Source organism: Pseudomonas sp. 8_5_2 (assembly GCF_059295255.1).
The window spans coordinates 2,149,764-2,170,261 of sequence record NZ_CM181238.1; the positions used below are offsets into that span (position 1 = coordinate 2,149,764).

Genomic DNA, 20,498 nt, shown 5'->3' on the forward strand with positions numbered 1-20,498 from the left:
GGGGCGTTTTCCAGGGCAATGCGCGTCTCGCCGGGCCGAGACGCGCGATGGTCAATGGGCGTTATCGTTCAGTGCGGTTGCGCAGCAGCGCGTAGGCGCAGGCGCCCACCAGCAACGACACGGCAATACCCATTAATACGGGGGCTTTTTGCTGGCCTTCGCGCCATCCGCCATGTACCTGGCGCTCGCCGCTTGGCGGGGCGAACAGGTTGCCCGATGAAACATCGGCGGCGGGGCTGCGGCTCAATCCGAGACGGGCCAGCCAGCCTGCCAGATGGCCAAGCCCTGGAACGATGTAGCTGGCCAGATGTGCTACGCGGGCTGCGCTCCCCACTGTCGTGGATGCCCTCGGTGTGATCGCACAGTTCACCATCGCCTTGGCTACGCGCTCGGGGTCATAGATTGGCCCTGGCGGCTTGAGTGCATGCCCGGTGTAGTTGCCACCGTCACGAAACCCTGGGGTATCCATCACGGCGGGGTAGATATCGCAGACATGAATATCTGCAAACTCGGCGAGCTCGCCGCGCAGGGCTTCGGTCAGGCCACGCAAGCCAAACTTGCTGGCGGAATAAGCAGCCGCATAAGGTTGAGCGACCCAGCTTCCCAGCGACAAGGTATTGATCAAGATGCCGCTTCGCTGCGACTTGAAGTAAGGCAGGGCCACATAGGCGCCGCGCAAGTAGCCGATCAGATCGGTCTGAATCACTTGCTCATGGGCTTCAAGGGGTGTTTGGTCGAAACGCCCCACGGCCCCCACACCTGCATTGTTGATCCATATATCGATGCGGCCTTTGCCGAATTCGGCGGCGCGCGCTGCCAACGCCTGCATATCCGCGCTTTGGGTAACGTCGGTGGTCACCGCAACGGCATCGGTACCGCACTCGGTGCATTCATCGAGCACTTCGAACAGGGCGTTCTCATCGCGTGCAGCGAGGACCAGGCGTGCCCCTTTGCAGGCAAACGCATGCGCTGTAGCGCGGCCAATGCCACTGGATGCACCGGTGATAACCACTACCTTGCCACGCAGTGGTCCAGTGAACGTTTTGCCGTTTGGCTCGCTCAAGGCTTGATCAGCCTCTGGCAATTCATCGTCCACACTGGAAGCAGACACATCAGCCTCGATTCGCGACAGTTCGAGTGACGTCCCGTCGACCAACTTCAACGTGAGGTTTTCAATGTGACCGGCAACCCGATCGGGGAAAACCGGTTCGCCCTCGGCATCCAGGCTGTCATAGATGAACCGCTGCCCATCGAGCCAGCCAACGGCGGTCAGCAGCTCGGGCCCCAGATAATACTTACCGTCCAGAAAAAAGCCTGCAAATTGATGCGCACGTTCAACGTTCTCGACGCGATAGCGTTCCCCTGGCTTCATACCCGTTGCTTTATCGATCATGGCTGACACCTCTGCCTGGTTTCAATGGGTTATGGCGTGGGCATTGCCCAGGCGCATCAGCCATCGGACTGCTCTTCGGGTGGCACCTGATCGTCAGGCCAATCGGGAGCCTGTTGACCAGGGGCGGGCTTGGGCGCGGGTTCACCTGGGTTCTGAGGGACATCATCGACATACGGGTCGTGTTCGTCGGGGGCTGCCATGGGGGGCTCCTATGCAGTTGGTTTGCCTTCCATTAGGCAGCCGTTATGCTCTGGCTGTTCCATCTGATTGTTTGGCAATTCAACGATTGCCGAACTCCGGGGTTGGCCTGTGCAATGCGTAGGCCACCGGTTGTCATTTTTACCGATCGTTCTTCTTGATCGGTCTGTCAATGGAAAGAATCCCTGCAGATGGTGACTGAATGGACCCGATTTCTGATAAAGATCTATCGACGCGTAGCCACGTGGTCCGACAATTGATCGTCGTGTTTACCGGCCTGTTGATGGTGGTACTGATTGTCGGCTTGGTGTCTCTCTACCGGATTGCCGGGTCACTTGATCAACGCGAAATGGCGCAAAGCCGTTTTCATGCTGAGTCTGCAATGGCCCAGCTACAAAAAAATGAGCGAAGCTATGTCCTTACCCACGCCATCTGGCAGTCTGCATTTGACCATCTAGGCCGCGAGGTCGATGTGCAGTGGGCTTTTGATGAAGATAACGTTGGCCCCACGCTGTTTACCGCTGACGGTTATGTGGGCGTGTTCGTACTCGATGATGACGGCAGCCGCTACGCCATGGTCGATGGCCAATTGAGCGATGCATCATTCGCCCACTACAGCCCCGAGGCTGACCTGATCCTCAGCCAGGCGCGGCAGGTTGCTGCCAAGCAACAAGCCACTTCAGGCTATTTCCAGTTTGGTGGGCAGCCGGCACTGTATACGGCTGCGGTCATCCAGCCGCCCTCGATGCCACATCATCTACCGGCGCCCAGTGCGGTACTGGTATTTGTCCGGCGTCTCGATGCCAGCCTGCTCGAGCCCTTGGGCCGTGCTGCTGGCCTGTCTGGCTTTGCCGTCTCGGATCGCATGGCCGCCGACGGGGCGAAGGGTAGGCTGGCGCTTGAAGGCAGTGGTCATACGCTGACGTGGCACAGCGAACGCCCGGGCAGTGAGCTGGTGTCCACCGTGGTGCCTGCGCTGGCCTTGGCGGGAGTGCTCATTGGCTTATTGATGACGCTGTTTGCCCGTTATGCCATCCGCGCCAGCACGGGCATGGACCGCAGCCATGAACAACTCGCGGCGTCCAAAGCGGCGCTCGAGACCAGCGAGGAGCGGTTTCGGGCTGTGGCCGAAGCGTCATCCGACTGGATCTGGGAAACCGATGCCGACTTGCACCTGAGCTATCTGTCGGCGCGGTTCGCTGAACTCACCGAGCACAAGGCAGACGCTTGGCTGCATCGACCGATTACCGAGCTGCTCGATTGCGACACCGCGCAGCTTGAAAACTGGCTGCACGGCCTGGCTGCCAGCCACGCTACGGGCAGCTTGCGCTGCCAGTATCATGATCACCTGAGGCAGCAGCGTATTTGCCGCATTGCGGCACGGGCAAGTTTCGATCGTGGTGTCTGCAAAGGGTTTCGTGGCACCAGCAGCGATATCACCGACGAGGTTGCCGCCCATGCACAGATACAACACCTGTCGCTTCACGACGCCCTCGGGGTTGCCAAACCGCAATAAGCTCTTTCGATTCCTGGAACAAGCGGGGCAAGGCGCTGTGCCCCAAGCCATCGCGCTGATCTTGCTGGACCTCGACAATTTCAAGCCCATCAATGACAGCTTGGGCCACCCGGCCGGTGACGCTGTGCTGATCGAAGTGGCGAGGCGCCTGGGTGAGATAACGCGCGACACTGACTTGGTAGCACGTTTGGGGGGCGACGAATTCATCATCGTGCTCTCGCGCCCCGGGCAGCGCGTCGACATGGACCGCTTTTGTGCTCGCGTCGTGGAGTCGTTGCAACAACCCATGTTGGCTGAGGGCCATTCCGTGCAGGTCGGGGTCAGCCTGGGTGTGGCACTCTCAGCGGAGTACCCGGGCACCCCCAGTGACCTGATCCGATACGCAGACATTGCGCTGTACAGCGCCAAGTCTGCTGGCAAACACACCTGGCGTTATTTCTCTGCGCAGATGAACGAGGCGCTGCTGGAAAAGCGCGTGCTTTAACGCGAATTGCGCGAAGGCATTGGCCGTGATGAGCTCGTATTGCATTTCCAGCCGCGCTACAAGGTCGATGGCACAACGGTCGCCTCGGTAGAAGCGCTGGTGCGTTGGCAGCATCCGCGTCAAGGTTTGTTACGCCCTGATCGCTTTATTGCGTTGGCCGAGGAATCCGACCTGATCGTGCAGTTGGGCAACTGGGTGATCCACGACGCTTGCGCCAAGGTCAAGGCCTGGCCAGTGGCAATCATGGTCTCGGTCAACATGTCACCCGCGCAGTTCAGCCGTAGTGAGTGGTACGTGATGTCGCCGAGGCGCTGCGCCAGACAGGGTTGCCTGCCCACCGCCTGGAACTGGAGATCACCGAAAACGTGATGCTCAATGACGTCGAGGGGGCCTTGCAGACCATGAACGCGCTGAAGGAGCTGGGCGTTCGGCTGAACATGGATGACTTCGGCACCGGTTACTCTTCGCTGGGCTATCTGCGAACTTACCCGTTCGACAGCATCAAGATCGACAAACGTTTCGTTCAATCCTTAGGTAAGAGCGTGAGTGACCGCAGCGTGGTTCAGGCCATCATCAATCTGGGCAATGCCATGGGCATGACGGTAACCGCCGAGGGCGTTGAAACTGCCGAGCAACTGGCCCTGCTCAGCGATGATCAGTGCCATGAAGTACAAGGTTTCCTGCTCAGCAAACCGGTCGACAACGACGCCCTGATACGGCTCATGCTTACTCGACAGCCGAGCGCTGAAATGCCCACCGATTAATAAAGCTACGGCTTATCTTGCCCGAATATTTTGTGCTCAATACCTTCGAGCGTTTCGTCAGGGATCGCAAAATTTCTTTCACCTACAAGCCATTGCTGCAGGTCATTAGTGAACACAGAACATCCTGTGTTAACGACATGAGGTGAAAGATCATGGCTAACAACCAAGACAACGACCGTAGCAACCAGGGCGGCAACGCCAACACTAACCCAGGCAACTTTGCCAATGACCGGGAAAAAGCATCCGAAGCAGGTCATAAAGGTGGCCAGATGTCGGGCGGCAATTTCAAGAACGATCCTGAACGTGCATCCGAAGCGGGTCACAAAGGTGGTCAAGCATCAGGCGGCAACTTCAAGAACGACCCTGAGCGTGCATCCGAAGCAGGCCAGAAAGGTGGCCAGGCCTCCGGTGGCAATTTTGCCAACGACCCGGAAAAAGCCTCGGAAGCAGGCCGCAAAGGCGGCCAGCACAGCCATGGCGGCGGGCGCAAGAGCGATGACAATCGCTGATCAACGTTGAATCGACCGGGGCGGCTCTGGCCGCCCCGGCGAGCTGATGAGGATTTTGCCAATGTTCATGCACAACAAGCGATTGCAATATACCGTGCGGGTCGCCGAGCCCAACTCTGGGCTGGCCAACCTGCTGCTGGAACAATTCGGTGGCCCGCAGGGCGAACTGGCTGCGGCCATGCGCTACTTTACTCAGGCGGTGACGGAGGACGACCCAGGGCGCAAGGACATGCTGTTCGACATTGCCACGGAAGAGTTGAGCCACTTGGAGATTATTGGCTCGATCGTGGTCATGCTCAACAAGGGGGCCAAGGGGCGCCTGGCCGAGGGGGCTGAAGCGGAAGGTGAGCTGTATCGCTCGCTGACCGGCGCCGGCAACGACTCGCATATCACCAGCTTGCTGTATGGCGGTGGTGCGGCCCTGGTGAACTCTGGCGGCATCCCCTGGACGGCCGCCTACATAGACACCATCGGCGAACCTACTGCCGACCTGCGTTCAAACATTGCCGCCGAGGCCAGGGCGAAGATCGTTTACGAGCGACTGATCAATGTCACCGATGACCCCGGTATCAAGGATGCCCTCGGCTTTTTGATGAGCAGGGAAATCGCCCACCAGATGTCGTTCGAAAAGGCCCTGCACTCGATTCAACCGAACTTCCCGCAGGGCAAGCTGCCCGGTGATCCGGCCTTCAACCGCACCTACTTCAATATGTCTCATGGGGCAGAAATGCGGGGGTCGTGGAACGAGGGACCGGATTGGAATTACGTCGACCAGCCCGAACCTGCCGTGGATGGCGGCGATGGCATGGCAAGTGTGCAGCTTGACCAGGCTTCGGCTGCGGCTGCCGATGCCATGAAAGTCAGAACTCAGTCCAATCCCGAAGCACAACCCTTGACCGGCGCTGAACTGGGCAAGGTCAACGGCGACCAGCCGGCCTGAAAATACCCGCAGCGGAGGGTGTCCGCTGCGGGCCTCATTCTAGCGTTTAGCCTCGGTGTCCGGGTTGGCAGACCGGGCCAGGAACGCACGGGTAATTTCCGGAAGGTGGTCCTTGAGCCACTGAGCCATCGCTTCTTCTTCCTTGAGTATGGACCTGCAGGCTTGCGCGGTGGCGGTGTCACCGGCCGCTTCGGCCGCCTCTATCAATACCGTGTACGACGCGATCTCCATGTTTTCGAATACATAGCCAGACATGGCGCCCTTGACCACTTCATCGCTCATGACCATGCCACCGACAGCCTGGCCGAACGCCATGAGCTTGCCGGCAAGGTCCTTGAGCGTGGAAGTGCTACCCCCCAATCGCTCGATGCACCCGAGCAGCAGGCGTTGTTGCCCTTGGGTTTCTTCGATGTGCTGAACGATACGCCCCTTGAGCTCGGGGTAATGTTCGAGACGTTCGGCCTGGCCCTTGAGCATGCTCTCGGCCTGTTGCTCCATGGCATGTGCGTCGCGCAGCCAGTCCAGCAGATTGTCTTGTACCGTTGCCATTTCAAGTACCTCGCTTCCAGTAATGGGTACAGTTGGGAAAACGCCAGTGCTGTAACGATCGATTGAAACGACAGATGGCACCCAAAGCATCAAGCTAGAGCCAGTCGTCAGCCCTGCTGAACGCCAACGCTCAAGCCTGGATCAACCCAATGAGTCGTCCCCGTCTGCAAGCCTCGGAGAACCCAGCGATGGCCAAGTATTTGTATTTGATCAGCTACATCTTCGACAACCAGCCCGGCACTTGCGAGTTCCGCAGTGACGAAGAAGACCTTAGCCGCGAGGCTGCCCGCGAGTACCTGCAAGGTTTGCACCGCAACGAAGCGTCCTCTTTCACGGACGTACAAGTGCAGCGGCAGGAGCACGATCATGAACCGGGCACTTCGCCCGGCCATTATCAACAGCCTTGAGTCAGGCCGTGGGCAAGGGGGGCGAGATGCCCTTCATGCCCTTGTTCAAGCGCCTCTGAGGCCTCGCCCCTCACGGCCTTGCCCCAGCCGGTTGGCCTCCTCTGGCAAGGCGGTGACTTTGATTGCGCGTACCGGCACGGCGAATTTGGCCCCTATCGTGGAGAAGCGCTCCAGGAGCCGAAAATTGATGGCCTGCTGAATATCCATGTACAGGTTGTAGCCTGGGTCCTTGACGATATAGACACATTCGAACTCCAGCGCTTCCTTGCCGAAGCCGCGCAGATGTGCGCGGTCGAAGCGTACCTGCTGTTGGTCTTTGATGGCTTCTTCGACGATGGCCGGCGCTTTTTTCACCGCCTCGGTAGGCGTGTCATAAGAGAGGCCGAATTCAAACACGATCCGCCGTTCTTGCAGGCGCTTGTAGTTCTGGATCGTGCTGCTGATCATGCTGGCGTTGGCCATCACGATCTGCTCGCCACCGAGGCTACGGATGCGCGTGGTCTTGAGGCCAACGTGCTCGACGGTGCCAGCCAGCGGCCCGATGACGATGAAGTCGCCGACCTCGAAGGGCTTGTCCACCGCAATCGACAGCGAGGCGAACAGATCGCCGAGGATGTTTTGCACGGCCAAGGCTACCGCGATGCCGCCCACGCCCAGACTGGCGACAAAAGCGGTGATGTTCACCCCCAGGTTCGACAGCATTGCCAGAAGCACCATGGACCATAGCAGCACCCGCGCGCCCCAGGCCGAAAGGGTGGCCAAGGCACTGCCTTGGTTCAGGCCGGTAGCATTGTGGCGGGCGAAATAGCGGCTCAACCCCAGGCCAATGGCGCGGTTGGCCCACAGGCCGATCTGCAATGCGGCAACCACGAACCACAGGCTGCTGACCCGAGTCAGCCAGCGTTCTGGCAGGTCGAGCATACTCAGGCCCACCAGCAACGAGGCGAGGAACAGCAAAAAGTTGCTGGTACCTGACATTACTTTGGCCAGTACCTGGCTCAACGCGCCATCGTGCTCGGACCAGCGCCGGACCCGGCGCAACAGAAAACTGATGGCAGCGCGGGCCACCAGAAACGTGAGCAGTGCCACGCACAGTGCTACAAGCACATTGAGAATGGAGATACCGAATACGGTGGTGTCGGTGAACAATGCAATGAGTCGATCATTCATTGGCGGTTAGCCTCCTTGGTTGCCCTGGATTGATAAGCAGGTCACTGTGCTTGGACGTCAATGAGGCGCCGCATGTCGATCGGATTTCACAAACCCAGCATGTTGTAATGCACGTAGTACATGATCCACAGCGAGAGCCCCACCAGCAGTACGATGATCACGGCCGTAAACACCAGTGCTACCAAGCTCCAGCGTTGCTCGCGTGCGGTAGTCAGGTGCAGGAAGAACACCATGTGCACGAGGATCTGGATCACTGCGCAGGTCAATATCAGCAAGAAGGTGATACTGCGCGGGAGGCTGGGATACAGGGCCAGAGCGAACGGAATCAGCGTCAACAATGCGGCCAGCACGAAGCCGATGTTGTAAGTCTTGTGGCTGGATTGGCTGGCCCCGGCGCTGCTGTGAACCTGGCTTTCGCTGCTCATCAGATCACCCCGAACAGGTAGACGACGGTAAAGACGCATACCCACACGATGTCGAGAAAGTGCCAGAACAGGCTGAGGCAACTAAGCCGTGTGGAGTTGACGCAGCACAGGCCGCGCTGTTGCACTTGAATCATCAGCAGGGCCATCCACACCAAGCCAACCAGCACATGCAGGCCATGGGTGCCGACCAGCGTGAAGAACCCGGTGAGGAATGCACTGCGTTGCGGGCCGTAGCCTTCGGCGATCAAGTGATGGAACTCGTTGATCTCCATGGCGATGAACCCCAGGCCTAGCACAAAGGTAATGCCCAGCCACTGCAGCACTCGACGCTTGTCTTTGCGATGGTTGGCCAGCATGGCGTAGCCATACGTAATGCTGCTGAACAGCAAGAGAAAGGTTTCTGCAAGCACGTAGGGCAGTTCGAAGATGTCCGCTGCGCTGGGCCCACCGGCCACCGCCTGGCCCAGGACGGTATAAGTGGCGAACAACGTGGCGAACAAAATGCAGTCGGTCATCAGGTAAATCCAGAAGCCGAACAGGCTCAGAGAGCCGGCATCTTCATACCCTTGCTCCTGCTGATGGGCAGACTCATTCAGAACGATATGCGACATGGTTCAGGCCTCCGCCATCAGTTGGCGCCGTTCGGTTTCTACGCGCTCGACTTCCTCGGCCGTGACGTAGTACTCGGTATGCTGGTCGTAGCTACGTACGACCAAGGCTGCGACTGTGGCAAGCAGGCTGGTAATCACCAGCCACCAGATGTGCCACACCAAGGCGAAGCCCAGGACGGTGCTGAGCACGCCGATCACCACGCCCAGGCTGGTGTTGCAGGGCATGTGAATCTTGCGGAAATCCGCCTCGATCAGTGTCTTGACGCCACGCTCCTTCATTCCCCAGTACGCGTCGATACCGTGGACCACCGGCTGCTCGGCGAAGTTGTAGAACGGCGGCGGCGACGCGGTAGCCCATTCCAGTGTGCGTCCGTCCCACGGGTCACCGGTGTGGTCGCGGTTTTCGTGGCGCTTGCGAATGCTCACGACCAGTTGCATGACTTGGCAGGCCACGCCACAGAGAATGATCAGCACACCAACCATTTCCAGTAACAGGAAGGGGCGCCATTCCGGCACGTTGAAGTGGTTCAGGCGCCGGGTCATGCCCATGAAGCCGAGGAAGTAGGAGGGCATGAAGGCAAAGTAGAAGCCTGCCAGCCAGCACCAGAACGCGGCGCGGCCCAACGGGTCATAGAGCTTGAAACCAAAAGCCTTGGGGAACCAGTAGGTGAGGCCGCAGAGGTAACCGAATACTGCTCCCCCAATAATTACGTTATGGAAATGCGCAATCAGAAACAGGCTGTTGTGCAGCAAGAAGTCCGCGCCCGGCACGGCCAGCAGTACACCGGTCATACCGCCAATGCTGAAGGTGACGATGAAACCTACGGTCCACAGCATCGGCGTTTCAAAACGTACTCGACCGCGGTACATGGTAAATAGCCAAGTGAAGATTTTTACCCCGGTGGGCACGGCAATGATCATGGTCATGATGCCGAAGAAGGCGTTCACGTTGGGCCCTGCGCCCATGGTGAAGAAGTGGTGCACCCAGACGATGAACGACAGCACGGTGATCACGATGGTCGCCCACACCAGTGAGTGGTAGCCGAACAGGCGCTTGCGTGAAAACGTCGACGCCACTTCCGAGAAGATGCCGAAGGCCGGCAGAATCAGAATGTAAACCTCCGGGTGACCCCAGGCCCAGATGAGGTTGATGTACATCATCGGGTTGCCGCCCATCTCGTTGGTAAAGAAATGCATGCCCAAGTAGCGGTCCAGGCTAAGCATGAACAAGGTGGCGGTAAGGATCGGAAAGGCTGCCAGAATCAGGATCGACGTGCACAGCACCGTCCAGGTGAATACCGGCATGCGAAACAGTGTCATGCCGGTCGTGCGCATTTTGAGAACAGTGACGAAGAAGTTCAGCCCCGTCAGCAACGTGCCTATGCCGGATATTTGCAGTGACCAGATGTAATAATCGACCCCCACCCCAGGGCTGTAACCGATGCCCGACAGCGGCGGGTAGGCGACCCAGCCGGTGCGGGCGAACTCACCAATGCCCAGCGAGATATTCACCAGCAAGGCGCCCGAGACGAACAGCCAGAAGCTCACTGCGTTGAGGAACGGATAAGCCACGTCACGCGCGCCGATCTGCAGCGGCACCACGATGTTCATCAGGCCGACCACGAACGGCATGGCCATGAAAAAAATCATGATCACGCCATGGGCGGTGAAAATCTGGTCGTAGTGTTCCGGCGGCAGATAGCCGGGTGAGCCATCCGATGCCATCGCTTGCTGCGTGCGCATCATCAACGCGTCGGCGAAACCGCGCAGCAACATCACCAGGGCGACAACGATATACATCACACCGATGCGTTTGTGATCGACCGAGGTGAACCACTCCGTCCAAAGGTACGTCCATTTGCGCTTGTAGGTGATGGCCCCGACCCCGCCAATGCCGATCAGACCGACCACGGCGAGGGTGTACATGATGATGGGCTCGTCGAGGGGGATGGCGTCCCAGCTCAATTTTCCGAACATGTGCGTTACTCCTTGCTGCCTTGCGGCGTTTCACCTTGCGGGTCGCTCAAACGCCGCTCGACCTCGCGAGAACGGTTGACGCCCTGGTACTTGTCGATGAGTGACTGGAACAGCTGAGGGGTGACCGCAGCGTAATGCTCCACCGGGTGGGCGACGCTCGGTTTGGCCAGCCGGGCATAGCCGTCCGGGTCGAGCTGACGTTCTGAGCTGCGTACCTTGGCGACCCAGGCATCGAAGCCAGCCTGGTCGAGCGCCAGCGCCTTGAAGTGCATGTCGGAAAACCCCGGGCCGTTGTAGTTGGCGGCGATTCCGGTGTAGGTGCCTGGGTGATTGGCGATCAGGTGCAGCTGGGTCTGCATGCCGGCCATGGCGTAGATCTGGCCGCCCAGCGCGGGGATGAAGAACGAAGTAATGGCGCCATCGGCGGTCACGCGAAAGTCCACGGGCGTATCAACGGGCATTGCCAGTTCATTGACGGAGGCGATGCCCAGCTCGGGGTAGACGAATAGCCACTTCCAATCGGTGGCGATCACCTGCACTTTGACCGGGGGCCTGTCGGATTCGAGTGGTCGATAAGGGTCTAGGGCATGGGTAGAACGCCAGGTCACGATACCGAGCACGATGATGATGACCAGGGGCACACCCCACACCACCGCTTCGATGACCCGAGAATGGCTCCACTCCGGGGTGTAGCGGGCCTTTTCGTTGGAGGACCGGTAGTGCACCGAGAAGACCAACGCCATGATCATCACCGGGACCACCACGATCAGCATCAGCAGCGTGGCCAGGATGATCAGGTTGCGTTGTTCCGACCCCACCTGGCCTTTTGGGTTGAACAACACCATGTCGCAGCCCGCCAACTGCAGCGTGACGAACCCCAGCAGCATCAACCCGAGCAGCCGGGCGCCCTTCGTGAATCCCTTTGCCATGTCCTTGTCCCGTAATTGTTGCCGAATGTTTTGGCTTGTTCAGTTAGAAGAATGAACACGGCAGGAAGGTTGTCTGGAATTCATGTATTGACGACGAATGGCGGTTGTACAAAAAGAAGGTTTTGTACAACCAAGCCGGCTGTCTGACGTTGTTGATTGTTTTCGACTGATGAGCGGTGAGAACGATCTACCGGCTACACCATCGGCGAGGGCAGACAAATGAAAAAAAGAGGCGAGACCTACCGACAATGGTATGACCCGATCCTGCACCATCAGACCCACGAAGAAGCCCTTGATAACGGCACCTGCCTGGAGGTGCAGGCACGGTTGTCACGCACAGGTGCCACGCAATTGTTCATCGGTGTCTATCGCGCAGACGGTTCACTGATTTGCGAGCGGGCATACTCGCAACGTGCCGGCGAAACCGTGAGTCGCGCACTGGTATGGGGGGTTGGTTATGCCAGACGGGTTGCGGTAGAGGGCAAGATGAATACGTCGTCATTACGGCCTACGGCGCGGCGTTGGCCAACCCGCTGACGCGTCGGGCCTGTTGGCCGTTGAGGCAAACGGAACAAACTTTTTGCCCGCCTTCGGGTTCTTCTGAAATGACTTCAACAGTACGAGGAAATCCCCATGAAGCGCACCGATGACAACACAGGCGACAAGGTCCCGCAGCCGCTTGCTTCTGAACAGGCGCAACGTGGCGAACAGCTATCAGGCCCGGTGCTCAAACAGCCGGAGCCGGAAACCGAGGCGGTGGACAAAGCCATAACGCCTACCTCGATCAAGGAACAGGAGCAGCAGACCCAGCACATCAATCAGCGTCTGGCTGAGGTCGACGAAAAGAAACAGTCTTGATCGCCACAACATGCGACCGGGTGTCTAGCCCGGTTTCATGGCGAGCTCCGCGAAGGCGTAGTGCCTTCGCGATTGCAACGCTAAACGCGCAATGACCAGTCAGTCTAAATTTCTGAATTTTTTTTGCTTTCGCCCGCTCCATTAGCCTGAGCAATGGAGGAGAGTCCCATGGCAGGACCGCAAATGTATGTCATTGAATATGAGCTACATGGAGAATTCCGCACCTTCATCATCCGGCTTGAGCGTATGGACAACGCTGAAGCCTGGCACTGGGCGAGCTGCGATGCGGGGGTAGGCATCATTCCCAGGTTCGGCCAGCACAAGATAAAGAAGGTCAGCCGGCCCATGGCGGAGCGGTACGGCATTGCCAATGTACGTTGGAGGCCATCAGGGCAAGGCCCCGAATTTGTCCCGCTGCCTATCGATGTCAAGAAATTCTCGAACAGCGGCACAAGCAGCGCCTGAGGCGTTGCTTGCTGGCAGGCAAGGCCAGGGTCGTCGCCCTGGCTATTTCAAAAGACAGAGGTAGCCCCATGGAAATCATGCCGCTGCTAGAAGCCTTGTTACTGGCCCGCGGCCCAGGCGGCCAAGAAGATGAAGTGCGGGCGGTATGTCGCGATGCGCTTGGGGCGTACTGCGACGATGTGCATACCGACAACGCCGGCAACCTGCTCGGGGTGATCCGCGCCGCTGGCGATGCCAAGCCCGACGCGTCGATCAAGGTCATGGCTCACCTGGACGAAATTGCCATGATCGTAAAGAACGTCAGGCCGGACGGCACGCTCGAAGTGCTGGCACTCGGCGGCGCGCAGCCAATCAGCTTTGGTGTCTGCCCTGTGGACATCCTGGGTGATCGACAGATGCTTCCCGGCGTCCTGTCTTTCGGGTCGATGCACAGCAGTGGGCAGACCGCCAGCGGGCGTGACGTGCTGGCTGGAGCGGCGCAGTGGTCTGACCTCCATGTGGTCACGCGCAAACCCAAGAAGGCGTTGGAGGCAGTCGGCGTACGGCCAGGTACGCGGGTGGTGCTGAGCCGCCATTGGCGGCAACCGTTCAAGGTCCACGACAGCATTGCGGCGCATTTTCTTGACGATCGCGCGCCCTTGGCTGCGGTGATCCATTGTGCTCATCAGCTACAGCTAAGGCGCAGCGAATTGCGCCAGGATGTGTGGTTCGTATTGACGACGTTGGAGGAAGAATCCAACGCGGGCGCTATGTATGCGGCGTCCAGGCTGCCGGGCGATACCACCATTGCCGTCGAGGTCGGTCCGGTGCTGGAGGAGTACGGAACCAGGCTGTCTGCCGACCCGATCATCAACACGGGTGACCAGAAGGGCTATTACTCCCGCCAAGTGGTACAGGTCCTGATCGCGGCCACGCACCGGGCTGGTTACACCCCCCAAGTCGCACTGCTGGTTGATTTTGCGTCCGATGCAAGCGCAGTGCTCAGTACCGGTACGGACGCCCGAGCCGGCTGCATCGCCATACCCACAGAAAACACCCATGGTTTCGAGATGGTGGTGCAGGAAGGCATTAACGCCTGTGCAAGCAGCCTGCTGGAATACCTGCTGCAACCAGAGCAGATCATTCCTGAGGTATGATCGAGATCTTGCCATTGCGCTCGACGATGGCGAATTTGATTTGCTCGACGGTTTCGATGCCTTGGCTGTCGCGTGCAGATTCGAGGATATCGTCCTCGGTCAGCCGTGCTCGGCGCATGCGTTGGTGAAGAAAGCGTCCCTGTTCGACCACCAGCGTTGCATGGCCGTCGAGCAGACGTGCCAAAGGTCTGGAATTCAACTTGGCCAACGACAGACCTACATCCAGCACAATCAGCGTGGCAATCACCAGAACAGCATTGGTAAAGGAAAAGTCCTCACCCAGCAACGCCTGCTGAGTCGCTTCGCCAATGATCAACAACAGCACGAAGTCGAACGTGGTCAGGTCGGCCAACGAGCGCCTGCCAGCCACACGAAACAGCAACATCAGGACAATGTACATGCCTGCCGCACGAAGGATGGAGTCCATGTCACGCTCCTAGGGGTACAGGAAGGTAGTGAAATGTACCGCGCTGCTCGGGCCTGCCCTGACACTGCCTTCAAGGGTGCCGACATAGTCGCTGCGCAGCGTCAGGTAGAGGGTGGCCACACCGTCTTCGCTGGTGCCAAGTTCCAGCAGCAGTGCCTCGCCATGAGACCGCGACACCAGCGGCTCGGGCTGCAGGGTCTCGATACTGGCCTCCTGCAGCAAGGTTCCGCCCAGCAGCAGTATGACCGGCTTCCCGGGGGTGCCGCGAACTGTGATTCGCATGTTATCGGTACTGCCTGTACGGCTGAGCCGCTGATACTCGACCCGTACACGGCCGTCGCTACTCACGGCCTGGGCGTCACTGAGCGGTCCATTGCCAAACAATCCGGCCAGGGCAAGCAACACGATCAGCACCAGCGAGTACCATCCAACCCGCTCGAAGCGCCATACACGGCGCTGCATGGGCATGTCTTCCTCGACCGGGTGATGCCTTGAGATCAGCTCGTCTTCGCTCACGGCCTTAGCCCTCAGGCGCGCTCACCGCGCAGCCAGCGTTGATGGTAATGCTCCAGGTGTGACAACCCGAACAATGCCCCCTGGCGGATGATGTCTGCGCGGTCACCAAAGAAACGCTGCGTCCGGGTGAAAACGGCAAGTGGCTCGCCGGCGAAGGCCCAGGCAAAGCAGACAGTGCCCGGTGCAATGCCGTCTTGCGGCTCCGGCCCTGCGACACCGGTGCTGGCGATGGCAACTGTGGCGTCGCTGTCCTTCAACGCACCCAATGCCATTTCCCAGGCCACAGCCTCGCTAGTAAGCCCGTAGCGTTCAATGGTTTGTTGGCTAACGCCTAGGAGCCTTCTTTTGGCGCTGGGCGAATAAACGACGTAACCGCTTTCAAGTACTTCGCCGGTACCCGGTACTGCCGCCAGCAATGAGACCATGGCGCCAGCCGTGCATGATTCGGCAGTCGTCAGGACCAGATTGTGGGTCCTTAGGTAGTCAAGCGCCTCGAATACTGGATCTTTAGACATAGTGGGCCATCCGAGTGCTGTTTTGCGATGGACGTGTTGCGGGCAAAGTTGGTTCAGTGTGCGTGGCGTCCATTCATCTAAGCCGGATAAAGCTGCCTGAACTTTGAACGGCACGCAGGCTTCCCTTTTATACGAGGCCATGGTTTTCGTGGCCTGTTATTTGGAATAGGAGAGGCGGTCATGACCGAGCCTGTGACGTATTTCTGGATCGCCGTGGCGGTGATCATTCTACTTGTCGATCTGTGGGCCATTGTCAGTGTCTTTCGCAGTGACAAAGCCGATGCGACCAAAGCGCTGTGGGCGCTGTTACTACTGGCACTGCCCATCGTCGGCCTGGCTATCTGGGGCATCATGGGGCCGCGTGGCATCAAGCGCGGGACGGGACCGTCATCCCCCGAACATAGTAAGGGGTGAAGCCAAACAGACGGCTTCGCAATGCGTTGTGTCTCAGCCAAATTTCACGAAAGAGGCTAATATTCGCAGGGAAACTAGCCTGGGCATGGTAATGGACAAGCGTACTTTCGTAGGAATGGTTGAGGCCGGCGAGCCGTTGATCCAGCAGGCAGTGGACGCATTCCGTGCCTACCACGAGGCTCAGGATTGTAGCGCTCCACCAGAGGAGGTTGAACGGCTCCGCCTGCTGGCTGAATCTCTGTTCCAGGCGGTCTCCGACTACCAGTTCCGGGTCATAGCCAAGGCTCGTGGCAAAGATTTGCCACCATTGCACTGACCTGCTGATCGGCAATTCCCCGTACCAGGTTTCGCCTATAAGATACTGTATTTTTGTACAGTGTCGGTACCCTATGTATTTCCTCCTCGTTCGCCGCCGCGTGAATGGCGTGGCCATCCCCACCAGTCAGCTCAGGAAGATCAGGCCGCTCCGGGCAGACATCCACATCGGCGACAATCACAGTGAGCCACTGGGCCGGGTCGCTACTCAGGCCTGGGTATTCAACCCGACCCCTGGGCCTGACGTGATACCCCGGCTACACGACGCCAGGGTCAACTGCATGGCCCAGCTCGGAATGAACATCAACGGCATCGAGGAGATCGACGGCGTGATGTACGCGCAGTCGTGGTGGTGCAGGGCGGAATGATGGCCGGGATACCGCGCGCTTGGCTCGATGAGCTGAACGACCAATGCGCCCTGGCCACCGACCCAGATGGCCGTGCCGCCGTGCTGGCCGAGATGGCCATGGCCGCCCACTGTCGCGGGGAAGTGGGCGAAGACCAGCTGTGCCAGATGCTGAAGTTTGCCGAGGCGGCGCGGCTCTACGGCCTAAACGAGCACGAGGACATGTACGCCTGCGGCCTGGTCGGATACCACGACCCTTTGCCGGAATGGGGTATCGAATTGATCAAGGGGGTAGGGAAGGAGACGCCCACGCTGGATTAGGTGGGCGGTCGGCAGAACGTAAGCGTCCGGCGAACTCACGTTCCGAACTCCAGCATTAAGGGCGATGGTGTCCGCGTATTTTGATCTGACCCCGAAATGTTGGACGCCTTCTATGCCCGCCGGGCTTGAGTCCTGTATTCCACAGGGCTCAGGCCACTCAGCTTTAGCCTGATTCTCGAATTATTGTAGTAGTGTATGTAGCTTGCTATCCCGGCTTCAAGCTCTTCTAGGTTATTGAATTTGTTCAGATAGAAGAACTCAGATTTCAAGGTGCCAAAAAAACTTTCCATCGCCGCATTGTCATAGCAATTGCCTTTGCGAGACATGCTTTGCTTCACCGCATGCTCGTTCAGTACACGTCGGTAGATTGGCATGCGGTATTGCCATCCCTGGTCTGAATGTAGGATCGGCTTATCACGAGGCTTTAGTCGCTCAAAAGCCTGCCGCAGCATTGTGCCGACCATGTCGAAAAGTGGTCGCCTGGCAGTCTTGAAGGCGATTATTTCGCCGTTGTAGAGGTCGAGTATCGGCGAGAGGTAAAGCTTGTGCTGGCCAACTCGAAACTCTGTCACATCAGTTACCCATTTCTGATTTGGCCGTTTTGCCACGAATTTCCTCTTCAGTAGGTTGGGCGCTATCTGACCTTCCTCTCCTCTGTAAGCGCGGTATTTTTTGATGCGCACACAGCTTTTCAATTCAAGCTCGCCCATGAGGCGCTGGACAGTCTTGTGGTTCACCAGGTGGCCGCCCCGCCTAACGGCAGCAGTGATACGGCGATACCCGTACCGCCCCTTGTGCTCTTCGAAAATCGAGCGAATACAGCTTTTTAGCATCGCGTACTTATCACCCGCTTGTCGCACCTTTTGTTGATAATAAAATGTGCTGCGGGCGAGGCATGCCAGTTTCAGAAGGCCGTCTAGATGATATTTCTGCCTCAGCTCCATCACGATTTGCGCTTTTTCGGCTGCGCAGATCGTTCCTTTACTTGAACCAAGGCTTCTAGCTTTTTTAAATAATCTATTTCCATCCGCAGCTGCTGCACTTCGACCAGCAAATCATCGCGGGTGCGATCTTCGTCGTCCGTAGAGGCGAGCTGAGAAGGCTGGGGGATTTTCGCCATTTTGCTATGAAGTCCACTTCCTGGATGCCGGGATAATGCATCTAAACCGCCCTCATCATAGCGACGTTCCCACTGGCCAATGATGTCGAATTTTCGAATGTCAAATAGTGCGGCCGTTTGACGATAAGACAGCTCTTCATCACGCATGCGCTGCAATACGCTTAGCTTGAACTCGGGGCTGTAGTGTTTCTTTTTCTTGCGTTTCAGCCCCACCTCACCAAGCGCCTGGTACGCCGCGATCCACTTTCGAAGGGACGAGACATCAACTCCATGTCGGTGCGCGACCTCTCTGTGGCCTGCGCTACCCGAGCAGTAGTCTTTCACCGCTGAGAGCTTCACCAGCTCTGTGTATTTTTCCATGCCTTCCCCCTGTGATGATGTCCAAGGTCTGGGGGTCAGATCATTTTTAAGCGGACGCGATCACCCTTATCGCCAGGATTTCCATGCGCCAACGAAGCTCTTATCCGAAACCGTTCAAAGCCCAGGTCGTTCAGGAATGCCTGCAACCTGGCGCAACCGTGTTCAGTGTCGCCATCAACCACGGCATCAATGCCAACGTCATCCGCAAATGGCTGCCGCTCTATCGAGATCAGCCCGCAGCGGTTTCACTACCAGCTTTCGTCCCGCTAAAAGCCGCACCTAAACGGCCAGTCGAAGCGTCAGTGATCATCGAGTTGCCCGTGGCCGGCCAGGTGATCACGGTGAAATGGCCAGCCTCGGATCCCGAGGGTTGTGCGCAATTTATTCGTGCTTTCGCTCAATGATCCGTATCGATGCCATCTGGCTGGCCACCGAGCCGATGGACATGCGCGCCGGCACCGAGGCGGCATTAGCCCGGGTGATTACGGTGTTCGGTGCGGCGAAGCCGCACTGCGCTTATCTGTTCGCCAATCGCCGGGCTAACCGGATGAAAGTGCTGGTGCACGATGGCGTCGGTGTCTGGCTGGCAGCGCGTCGACTGAACCAAGGCAAGTAATGAGATGGGTCACCCCTCACCCTGCGAGGGCTACGCTTTCGCAGGGTGTTTTTAATTCGGAGACCATCACCATGAGCGATTTGGCACTGGTCGGTATCGACCTCGGCAAACACACCTTCCATCTGCACGGTCAGGACAAATCCGGTCGAGACCTGTTTCGCAAGAAGCTTTCACGACAGCAGATGATGCGGTTCTTCGCCAACCTATCCGCTTGCACCGTGGTGATGGAAGCCTGCGCTGGTGCGCATTTCGTAGCGCGTGAGCTGACAGCTGTGGGCCATCAAGCCAAGCTGATTTCCCCGCAGTTCGTTAAGCCCTTCGTCAAAGGCAACAAAAACGACTTCATCGATGCGCAAGCGATCTGCGAGGCCGCTTCGCGCCCGACAATGCGCTTTGTTTCACCTAAGACCGAAGCCCAACAAACCCTTTCAGTATTGCACCGCCTGCGCGAATCGCTGATCCGCGACCGCACAAAGGTCGTCAATCAGGTGCATGGATTCCTGTTGGAGTTCGGCATCAGCCTGCCGCAGGGGCTGGCCGTCATGAAGCGCCTGTCTGATGTGCTCGCCGAGCACGAGTTGCCTGTTCGGTTAACAATGCTGCTACAGCGCTTGCACGACCATTTCGTCTACCTGGACGAGCAGGTCAAGGGGCTTGATAAAGAGCTAGCAGGCCAACTTGCTGACGATGATCTGGGCAGTCGTTTGCTGAGCATGCCGTGCGTCGGGCCGATCACCGCCAGCCTGCTGGCTGTAGAAATGGGTGATGGCCAGCAATACGGTTGCAGTCGCGACTTCGCAGCGTCCGTCGGACTGGTGCCCAGACAATACAGCACGGGCGGACGGGCGAATTTGCTGGGGATCAGCAAGCGTGGTGACAAGAACCTAAGACGGCTTTTGGTGCAGTGCGCCAGGGTCTACATGCAGCGTCTAGAGCATCAGAAAGGCGCTCTGGCCGACTGGGTGCGCAGCCTGCTGATGCGACGTCATTCCAACGTAGTCGCCTGCGCGCTGGCTAACAAGCTGGCACGCATAGCGTGGGCAATCGCCGCACACCACACCGAATACAAAGCAGGGCCAGACGCGCTGAACACCTAGCCCTGCGGTTGATGCTGTACCACGATTCACCTTTCAGGTTTTGCGATAGCTGAACAACAGATGAAATGAACGGCCTACCGGCCTGGCGAAGATCCTTACAGTGAAACCGGCTAGCTAGAG

At 58.3% G+C, this 20,498-nt stretch carries 26 protein-coding genes and 1 pseudogene; 15 read left to right on the forward strand and 12 right to left on the reverse strand.

The window, feature by feature from the left end; genetic code table 11:
* Nucleotides 1–61 precede the first annotated feature (61 nt).
* Nucleotides 62–1,393, reverse strand: a complete 1,332-nt coding sequence (locus AC5O5R_RS09925; protein ID WP_494515238.1) for an SDR family oxidoreductase — start codon at nucleotides 1,391–1,393, stop codon at nucleotides 62–64.
* A gap of 56 nt (nucleotides 1,394–1,449) precedes the next feature.
* Entirely contained in the window at nucleotides 1,450–1,593 is a 144-nt protein-coding gene (locus AC5O5R_RS09930) for a hypothetical protein (RefSeq protein WP_410927077.1), read from the reverse strand.
* 200 nt (nucleotides 1,594–1,793) lie between these two features.
* On the opposite strand from AC5O5R_RS09930, the pseudogene AC5O5R_RS09935 reads away from it, so the two are divergent.
* The 3 genes and pseudogenes from AC5O5R_RS09935 (at nucleotide 1,794) to AC5O5R_RS09945 (ending at nucleotide 5,804) form a co-directional block, all read left to right on the forward strand.
* Nucleotides 1,794–4,355: pseudogene (locus AC5O5R_RS09935) on the forward strand (bifunctional diguanylate cyclase/phosphodiesterase).
* A gap of 152 nt (nucleotides 4,356–4,507) precedes the next feature.
* Entirely contained in the window at nucleotides 4,508–4,864 is a 357-nt protein-coding gene (locus tag AC5O5R_RS09940) for a con-10 family general stress protein (RefSeq protein ID WP_172224488.1), read from the forward strand.
* A gap of 61 nt (nucleotides 4,865–4,925) precedes the next feature.
* Nucleotides 4,926–5,804: a manganese catalase family protein gene (locus AC5O5R_RS09945; protein WP_172224485.1), complete on the forward strand. Its 879-nt coding sequence runs from the start codon at nucleotides 4,926–4,928 to the stop codon at nucleotides 5,802–5,804.
* 39 nt (nucleotides 5,805–5,843) lie between these two features.
* Here AC5O5R_RS09945 and AC5O5R_RS09950 read toward each other — a convergent pair whose 3' ends face one another.
* The gene (locus AC5O5R_RS09950) at nucleotides 5,844–6,353 is read right to left on the reverse strand and encodes a ferritin-like domain-containing protein (protein WP_172224482.1); all 510 of its coding nucleotides are present in this window, start codon (nucleotides 6,351–6,353) and stop codon (nucleotides 5,844–5,846) included.
* Between the two features lie 188 nt (nucleotides 6,354–6,541).
* On the opposite strand from AC5O5R_RS09950, the gene AC5O5R_RS09955 reads away from it, so the two are divergent.
* Entirely contained in the window at nucleotides 6,542–6,760 is a 219-nt protein-coding gene (locus AC5O5R_RS09955; protein WP_494515463.1) for a hypothetical protein, read from the forward strand.
* Nucleotides 6,761–6,805: 45 nt separating this feature from the next.
* Here AC5O5R_RS09955 and AC5O5R_RS09960 read toward each other — a convergent pair whose 3' ends face one another.
* From AC5O5R_RS09960 to cyoA, 5 genes are all read right to left on the reverse strand, one after another.
* Nucleotides 6,806–7,930: a mechanosensitive ion channel family protein gene (locus tag AC5O5R_RS09960; RefSeq protein WP_494515239.1), complete on the reverse strand. Its 1,125-nt coding sequence runs from the start codon at nucleotides 7,928–7,930 to the stop codon at nucleotides 6,806–6,808.
* An 86-nt stretch (nucleotides 7,931–8,016) separates the two neighbouring features.
* Entirely contained in the window at nucleotides 8,017–8,355 is a 339-nt protein-coding gene (gene cyoD / locus AC5O5R_RS09965) for a cytochrome o ubiquinol oxidase subunit IV (protein ID WP_172224476.1), read from the reverse strand.
* Entirely contained in the window at nucleotides 8,355–8,966 is a 612-nt protein-coding gene (gene cyoC / locus AC5O5R_RS09970; RefSeq protein WP_494515240.1) for a cytochrome o ubiquinol oxidase subunit III, read from the reverse strand. The genes cyoD and cyoC overlap by 1 nt, the downstream gene beginning before the upstream one ends.
* A gap of 3 nt (nucleotides 8,967–8,969) precedes the next feature.
* Nucleotides 8,970–10,943, reverse strand: a complete 1,974-nt coding sequence (gene cyoB, locus AC5O5R_RS09975; RefSeq protein WP_494515241.1) for a cytochrome o ubiquinol oxidase subunit I — start codon at nucleotides 10,941–10,943, stop codon at nucleotides 8,970–8,972.
* A 5-nt stretch (nucleotides 10,944–10,948) separates the two neighbouring features.
* A complete protein-coding gene (gene cyoA / locus AC5O5R_RS09980; protein WP_494515242.1) occupies nucleotides 10,949–11,872 on the reverse strand; it encodes a ubiquinol oxidase subunit II in 924 nt (307 codons plus the stop codon).
* Between the two features lie 219 nt (nucleotides 11,873–12,091).
* Here cyoA and AC5O5R_RS09985 point away from each other — a divergent pair, with 219 nt between their 5' ends.
* The 4 genes from AC5O5R_RS09985 to AC5O5R_RS10000 all read left to right on the forward strand — a co-directional run bounded on the left by AC5O5R_RS09985 (nucleotide 12,092) and on the right by AC5O5R_RS10000 (nucleotide 14,331).
* Nucleotides 12,092–12,409: a hypothetical protein gene (locus tag AC5O5R_RS09985; protein WP_172224467.1), complete on the forward strand. Its 318-nt coding sequence runs from the start codon at nucleotides 12,092–12,094 to the stop codon at nucleotides 12,407–12,409.
* A gap of 96 nt (nucleotides 12,410–12,505) precedes the next feature.
* Complete coding sequence (locus tag AC5O5R_RS09990; RefSeq protein ID WP_494515243.1) at nucleotides 12,506–12,730, forward strand: hypothetical protein; 225 nt, start codon at nucleotides 12,506–12,508, stop codon at nucleotides 12,728–12,730.
* Nucleotides 12,731–12,898: 168 nt separating this feature from the next.
* Complete coding sequence (locus AC5O5R_RS09995) at nucleotides 12,899–13,195, forward strand: DUF6555 family protein (protein WP_494515244.1); 297 nt, start codon at nucleotides 12,899–12,901, stop codon at nucleotides 13,193–13,195.
* A 68-nt stretch (nucleotides 13,196–13,263) separates the two neighbouring features.
* Nucleotides 13,264–14,331: a zinc-binding metallopeptidase family protein gene (locus AC5O5R_RS10000; RefSeq protein WP_494515245.1), complete on the forward strand. Its 1,068-nt coding sequence runs from the start codon at nucleotides 13,264–13,266 to the stop codon at nucleotides 14,329–14,331.
* On the opposite strand, the gene AC5O5R_RS10005 is transcribed toward AC5O5R_RS10000, so the two are convergent.
* Genes AC5O5R_RS10005 through AC5O5R_RS10015 form a run of 3 tightly spaced genes read right to left on the reverse strand, consistent with a single transcriptional unit; the run spans nucleotide 14,315 to nucleotide 15,789 of the window.
* Nucleotides 14,315–14,758: a DUF421 domain-containing protein gene (locus AC5O5R_RS10005; RefSeq protein ID WP_494515246.1), complete on the reverse strand. Its 444-nt coding sequence runs from the start codon at nucleotides 14,756–14,758 to the stop codon at nucleotides 14,315–14,317. The two genes, AC5O5R_RS10000 and AC5O5R_RS10005, sit on opposite strands and share 17 nt — an antisense overlap.
* 9 nt (nucleotides 14,759–14,767) lie before the next feature.
* On the reverse strand, nucleotides 14,768–15,274 hold the full coding sequence (locus AC5O5R_RS10010; RefSeq protein WP_494515247.1) for a hypothetical protein: 507 nt from the start codon (nucleotides 15,272–15,274) through the stop codon (nucleotides 14,768–14,770).
* A gap of 11 nt (nucleotides 15,275–15,285) precedes the next feature.
* A complete protein-coding gene (locus AC5O5R_RS10015) occupies nucleotides 15,286–15,789 on the reverse strand; it encodes a CinA family protein (protein WP_494515464.1) in 504 nt (167 codons plus the stop codon).
* Between the two features lie 180 nt (nucleotides 15,790–15,969).
* On the opposite strand from AC5O5R_RS10015, the gene AC5O5R_RS10020 reads away from it, so the two are divergent.
* The 4 genes from AC5O5R_RS10020 to AC5O5R_RS10035 all read left to right on the forward strand — a co-directional run bounded on the left by AC5O5R_RS10020 (nucleotide 15,970) and on the right by AC5O5R_RS10035 (nucleotide 17,185).
* Nucleotides 15,970–16,203, forward strand: a complete 234-nt coding sequence (locus AC5O5R_RS10020; RefSeq protein WP_064492737.1) for a PLDc N-terminal domain-containing protein — start codon at nucleotides 15,970–15,972, stop codon at nucleotides 16,201–16,203.
* Between the two features lie 91 nt (nucleotides 16,204–16,294).
* Nucleotides 16,295–16,519 (forward strand): hypothetical protein, encoded by a 225-nt coding sequence (locus tag AC5O5R_RS10025; RefSeq protein WP_064492789.1) that lies wholly within the window; start codon nucleotides 16,295–16,297, stop codon nucleotides 16,517–16,519.
* 73 nt (nucleotides 16,520–16,592) lie between these two features.
* On the forward strand, nucleotides 16,593–16,886 hold the full coding sequence (locus tag AC5O5R_RS10030; RefSeq protein ID WP_494515248.1) for a hypothetical protein: 294 nt from the start codon (nucleotides 16,593–16,595) through the stop codon (nucleotides 16,884–16,886).
* On the forward strand, nucleotides 16,883–17,185 hold the full coding sequence (locus AC5O5R_RS10035; protein WP_494515249.1) for a hypothetical protein: 303 nt from the start codon (nucleotides 16,883–16,885) through the stop codon (nucleotides 17,183–17,185). Before AC5O5R_RS10030 ends, AC5O5R_RS10035 begins: the two co-directional genes overlap by 4 nt.
* Before the next feature lie 110 nt (nucleotides 17,186–17,295).
* Here AC5O5R_RS10035 and AC5O5R_RS10040 read toward each other — a convergent pair.
* Nucleotides 17,296–18,665 (reverse strand): IS3 family transposase gene (locus AC5O5R_RS10040; RefSeq protein ID WP_494515250.1). Its coding sequence is split into 2 segments (ribosomal slippage): nucleotides 17,296–18,174 and nucleotides 18,177–18,665, totalling 1,368 coding nucleotides; the frame shifts between segments, so codons are not numbered across the junction.
* An 83-nt stretch (nucleotides 18,666–18,748) separates the two neighbouring features.
* Here AC5O5R_RS10040 and tnpA point away from each other — a divergent pair.
* From tnpA to AC5O5R_RS10055, 3 genes are all read left to right on the forward strand, one after another.
* Nucleotides 18,749–19,069, forward strand: coding sequence for an IS66-like element accessory protein TnpA (gene tnpA / locus AC5O5R_RS10045; protein ID WP_494515251.1), 321 nt, complete (start codon nucleotides 18,749–18,751; stop codon nucleotides 19,067–19,069).
* Nucleotides 19,066–19,281, forward strand: coding sequence for an IS66 family insertion sequence element accessory protein TnpB (gene tnpB, locus AC5O5R_RS10050; RefSeq protein WP_494515252.1), 216 nt, complete (start codon nucleotides 19,066–19,068; stop codon nucleotides 19,279–19,281). Before tnpA ends, tnpB begins: the two co-directional genes overlap by 4 nt.
* 71 nt (nucleotides 19,282–19,352) lie before the next feature.
* A complete protein-coding gene (locus AC5O5R_RS10055) occupies nucleotides 19,353–20,378 on the forward strand; it encodes an IS110 family RNA-guided transposase (RefSeq protein WP_494515253.1) in 1,026 nt (341 codons plus the stop codon).
* Nucleotides 20,379–20,498 lie beyond the last annotated feature (120 nt).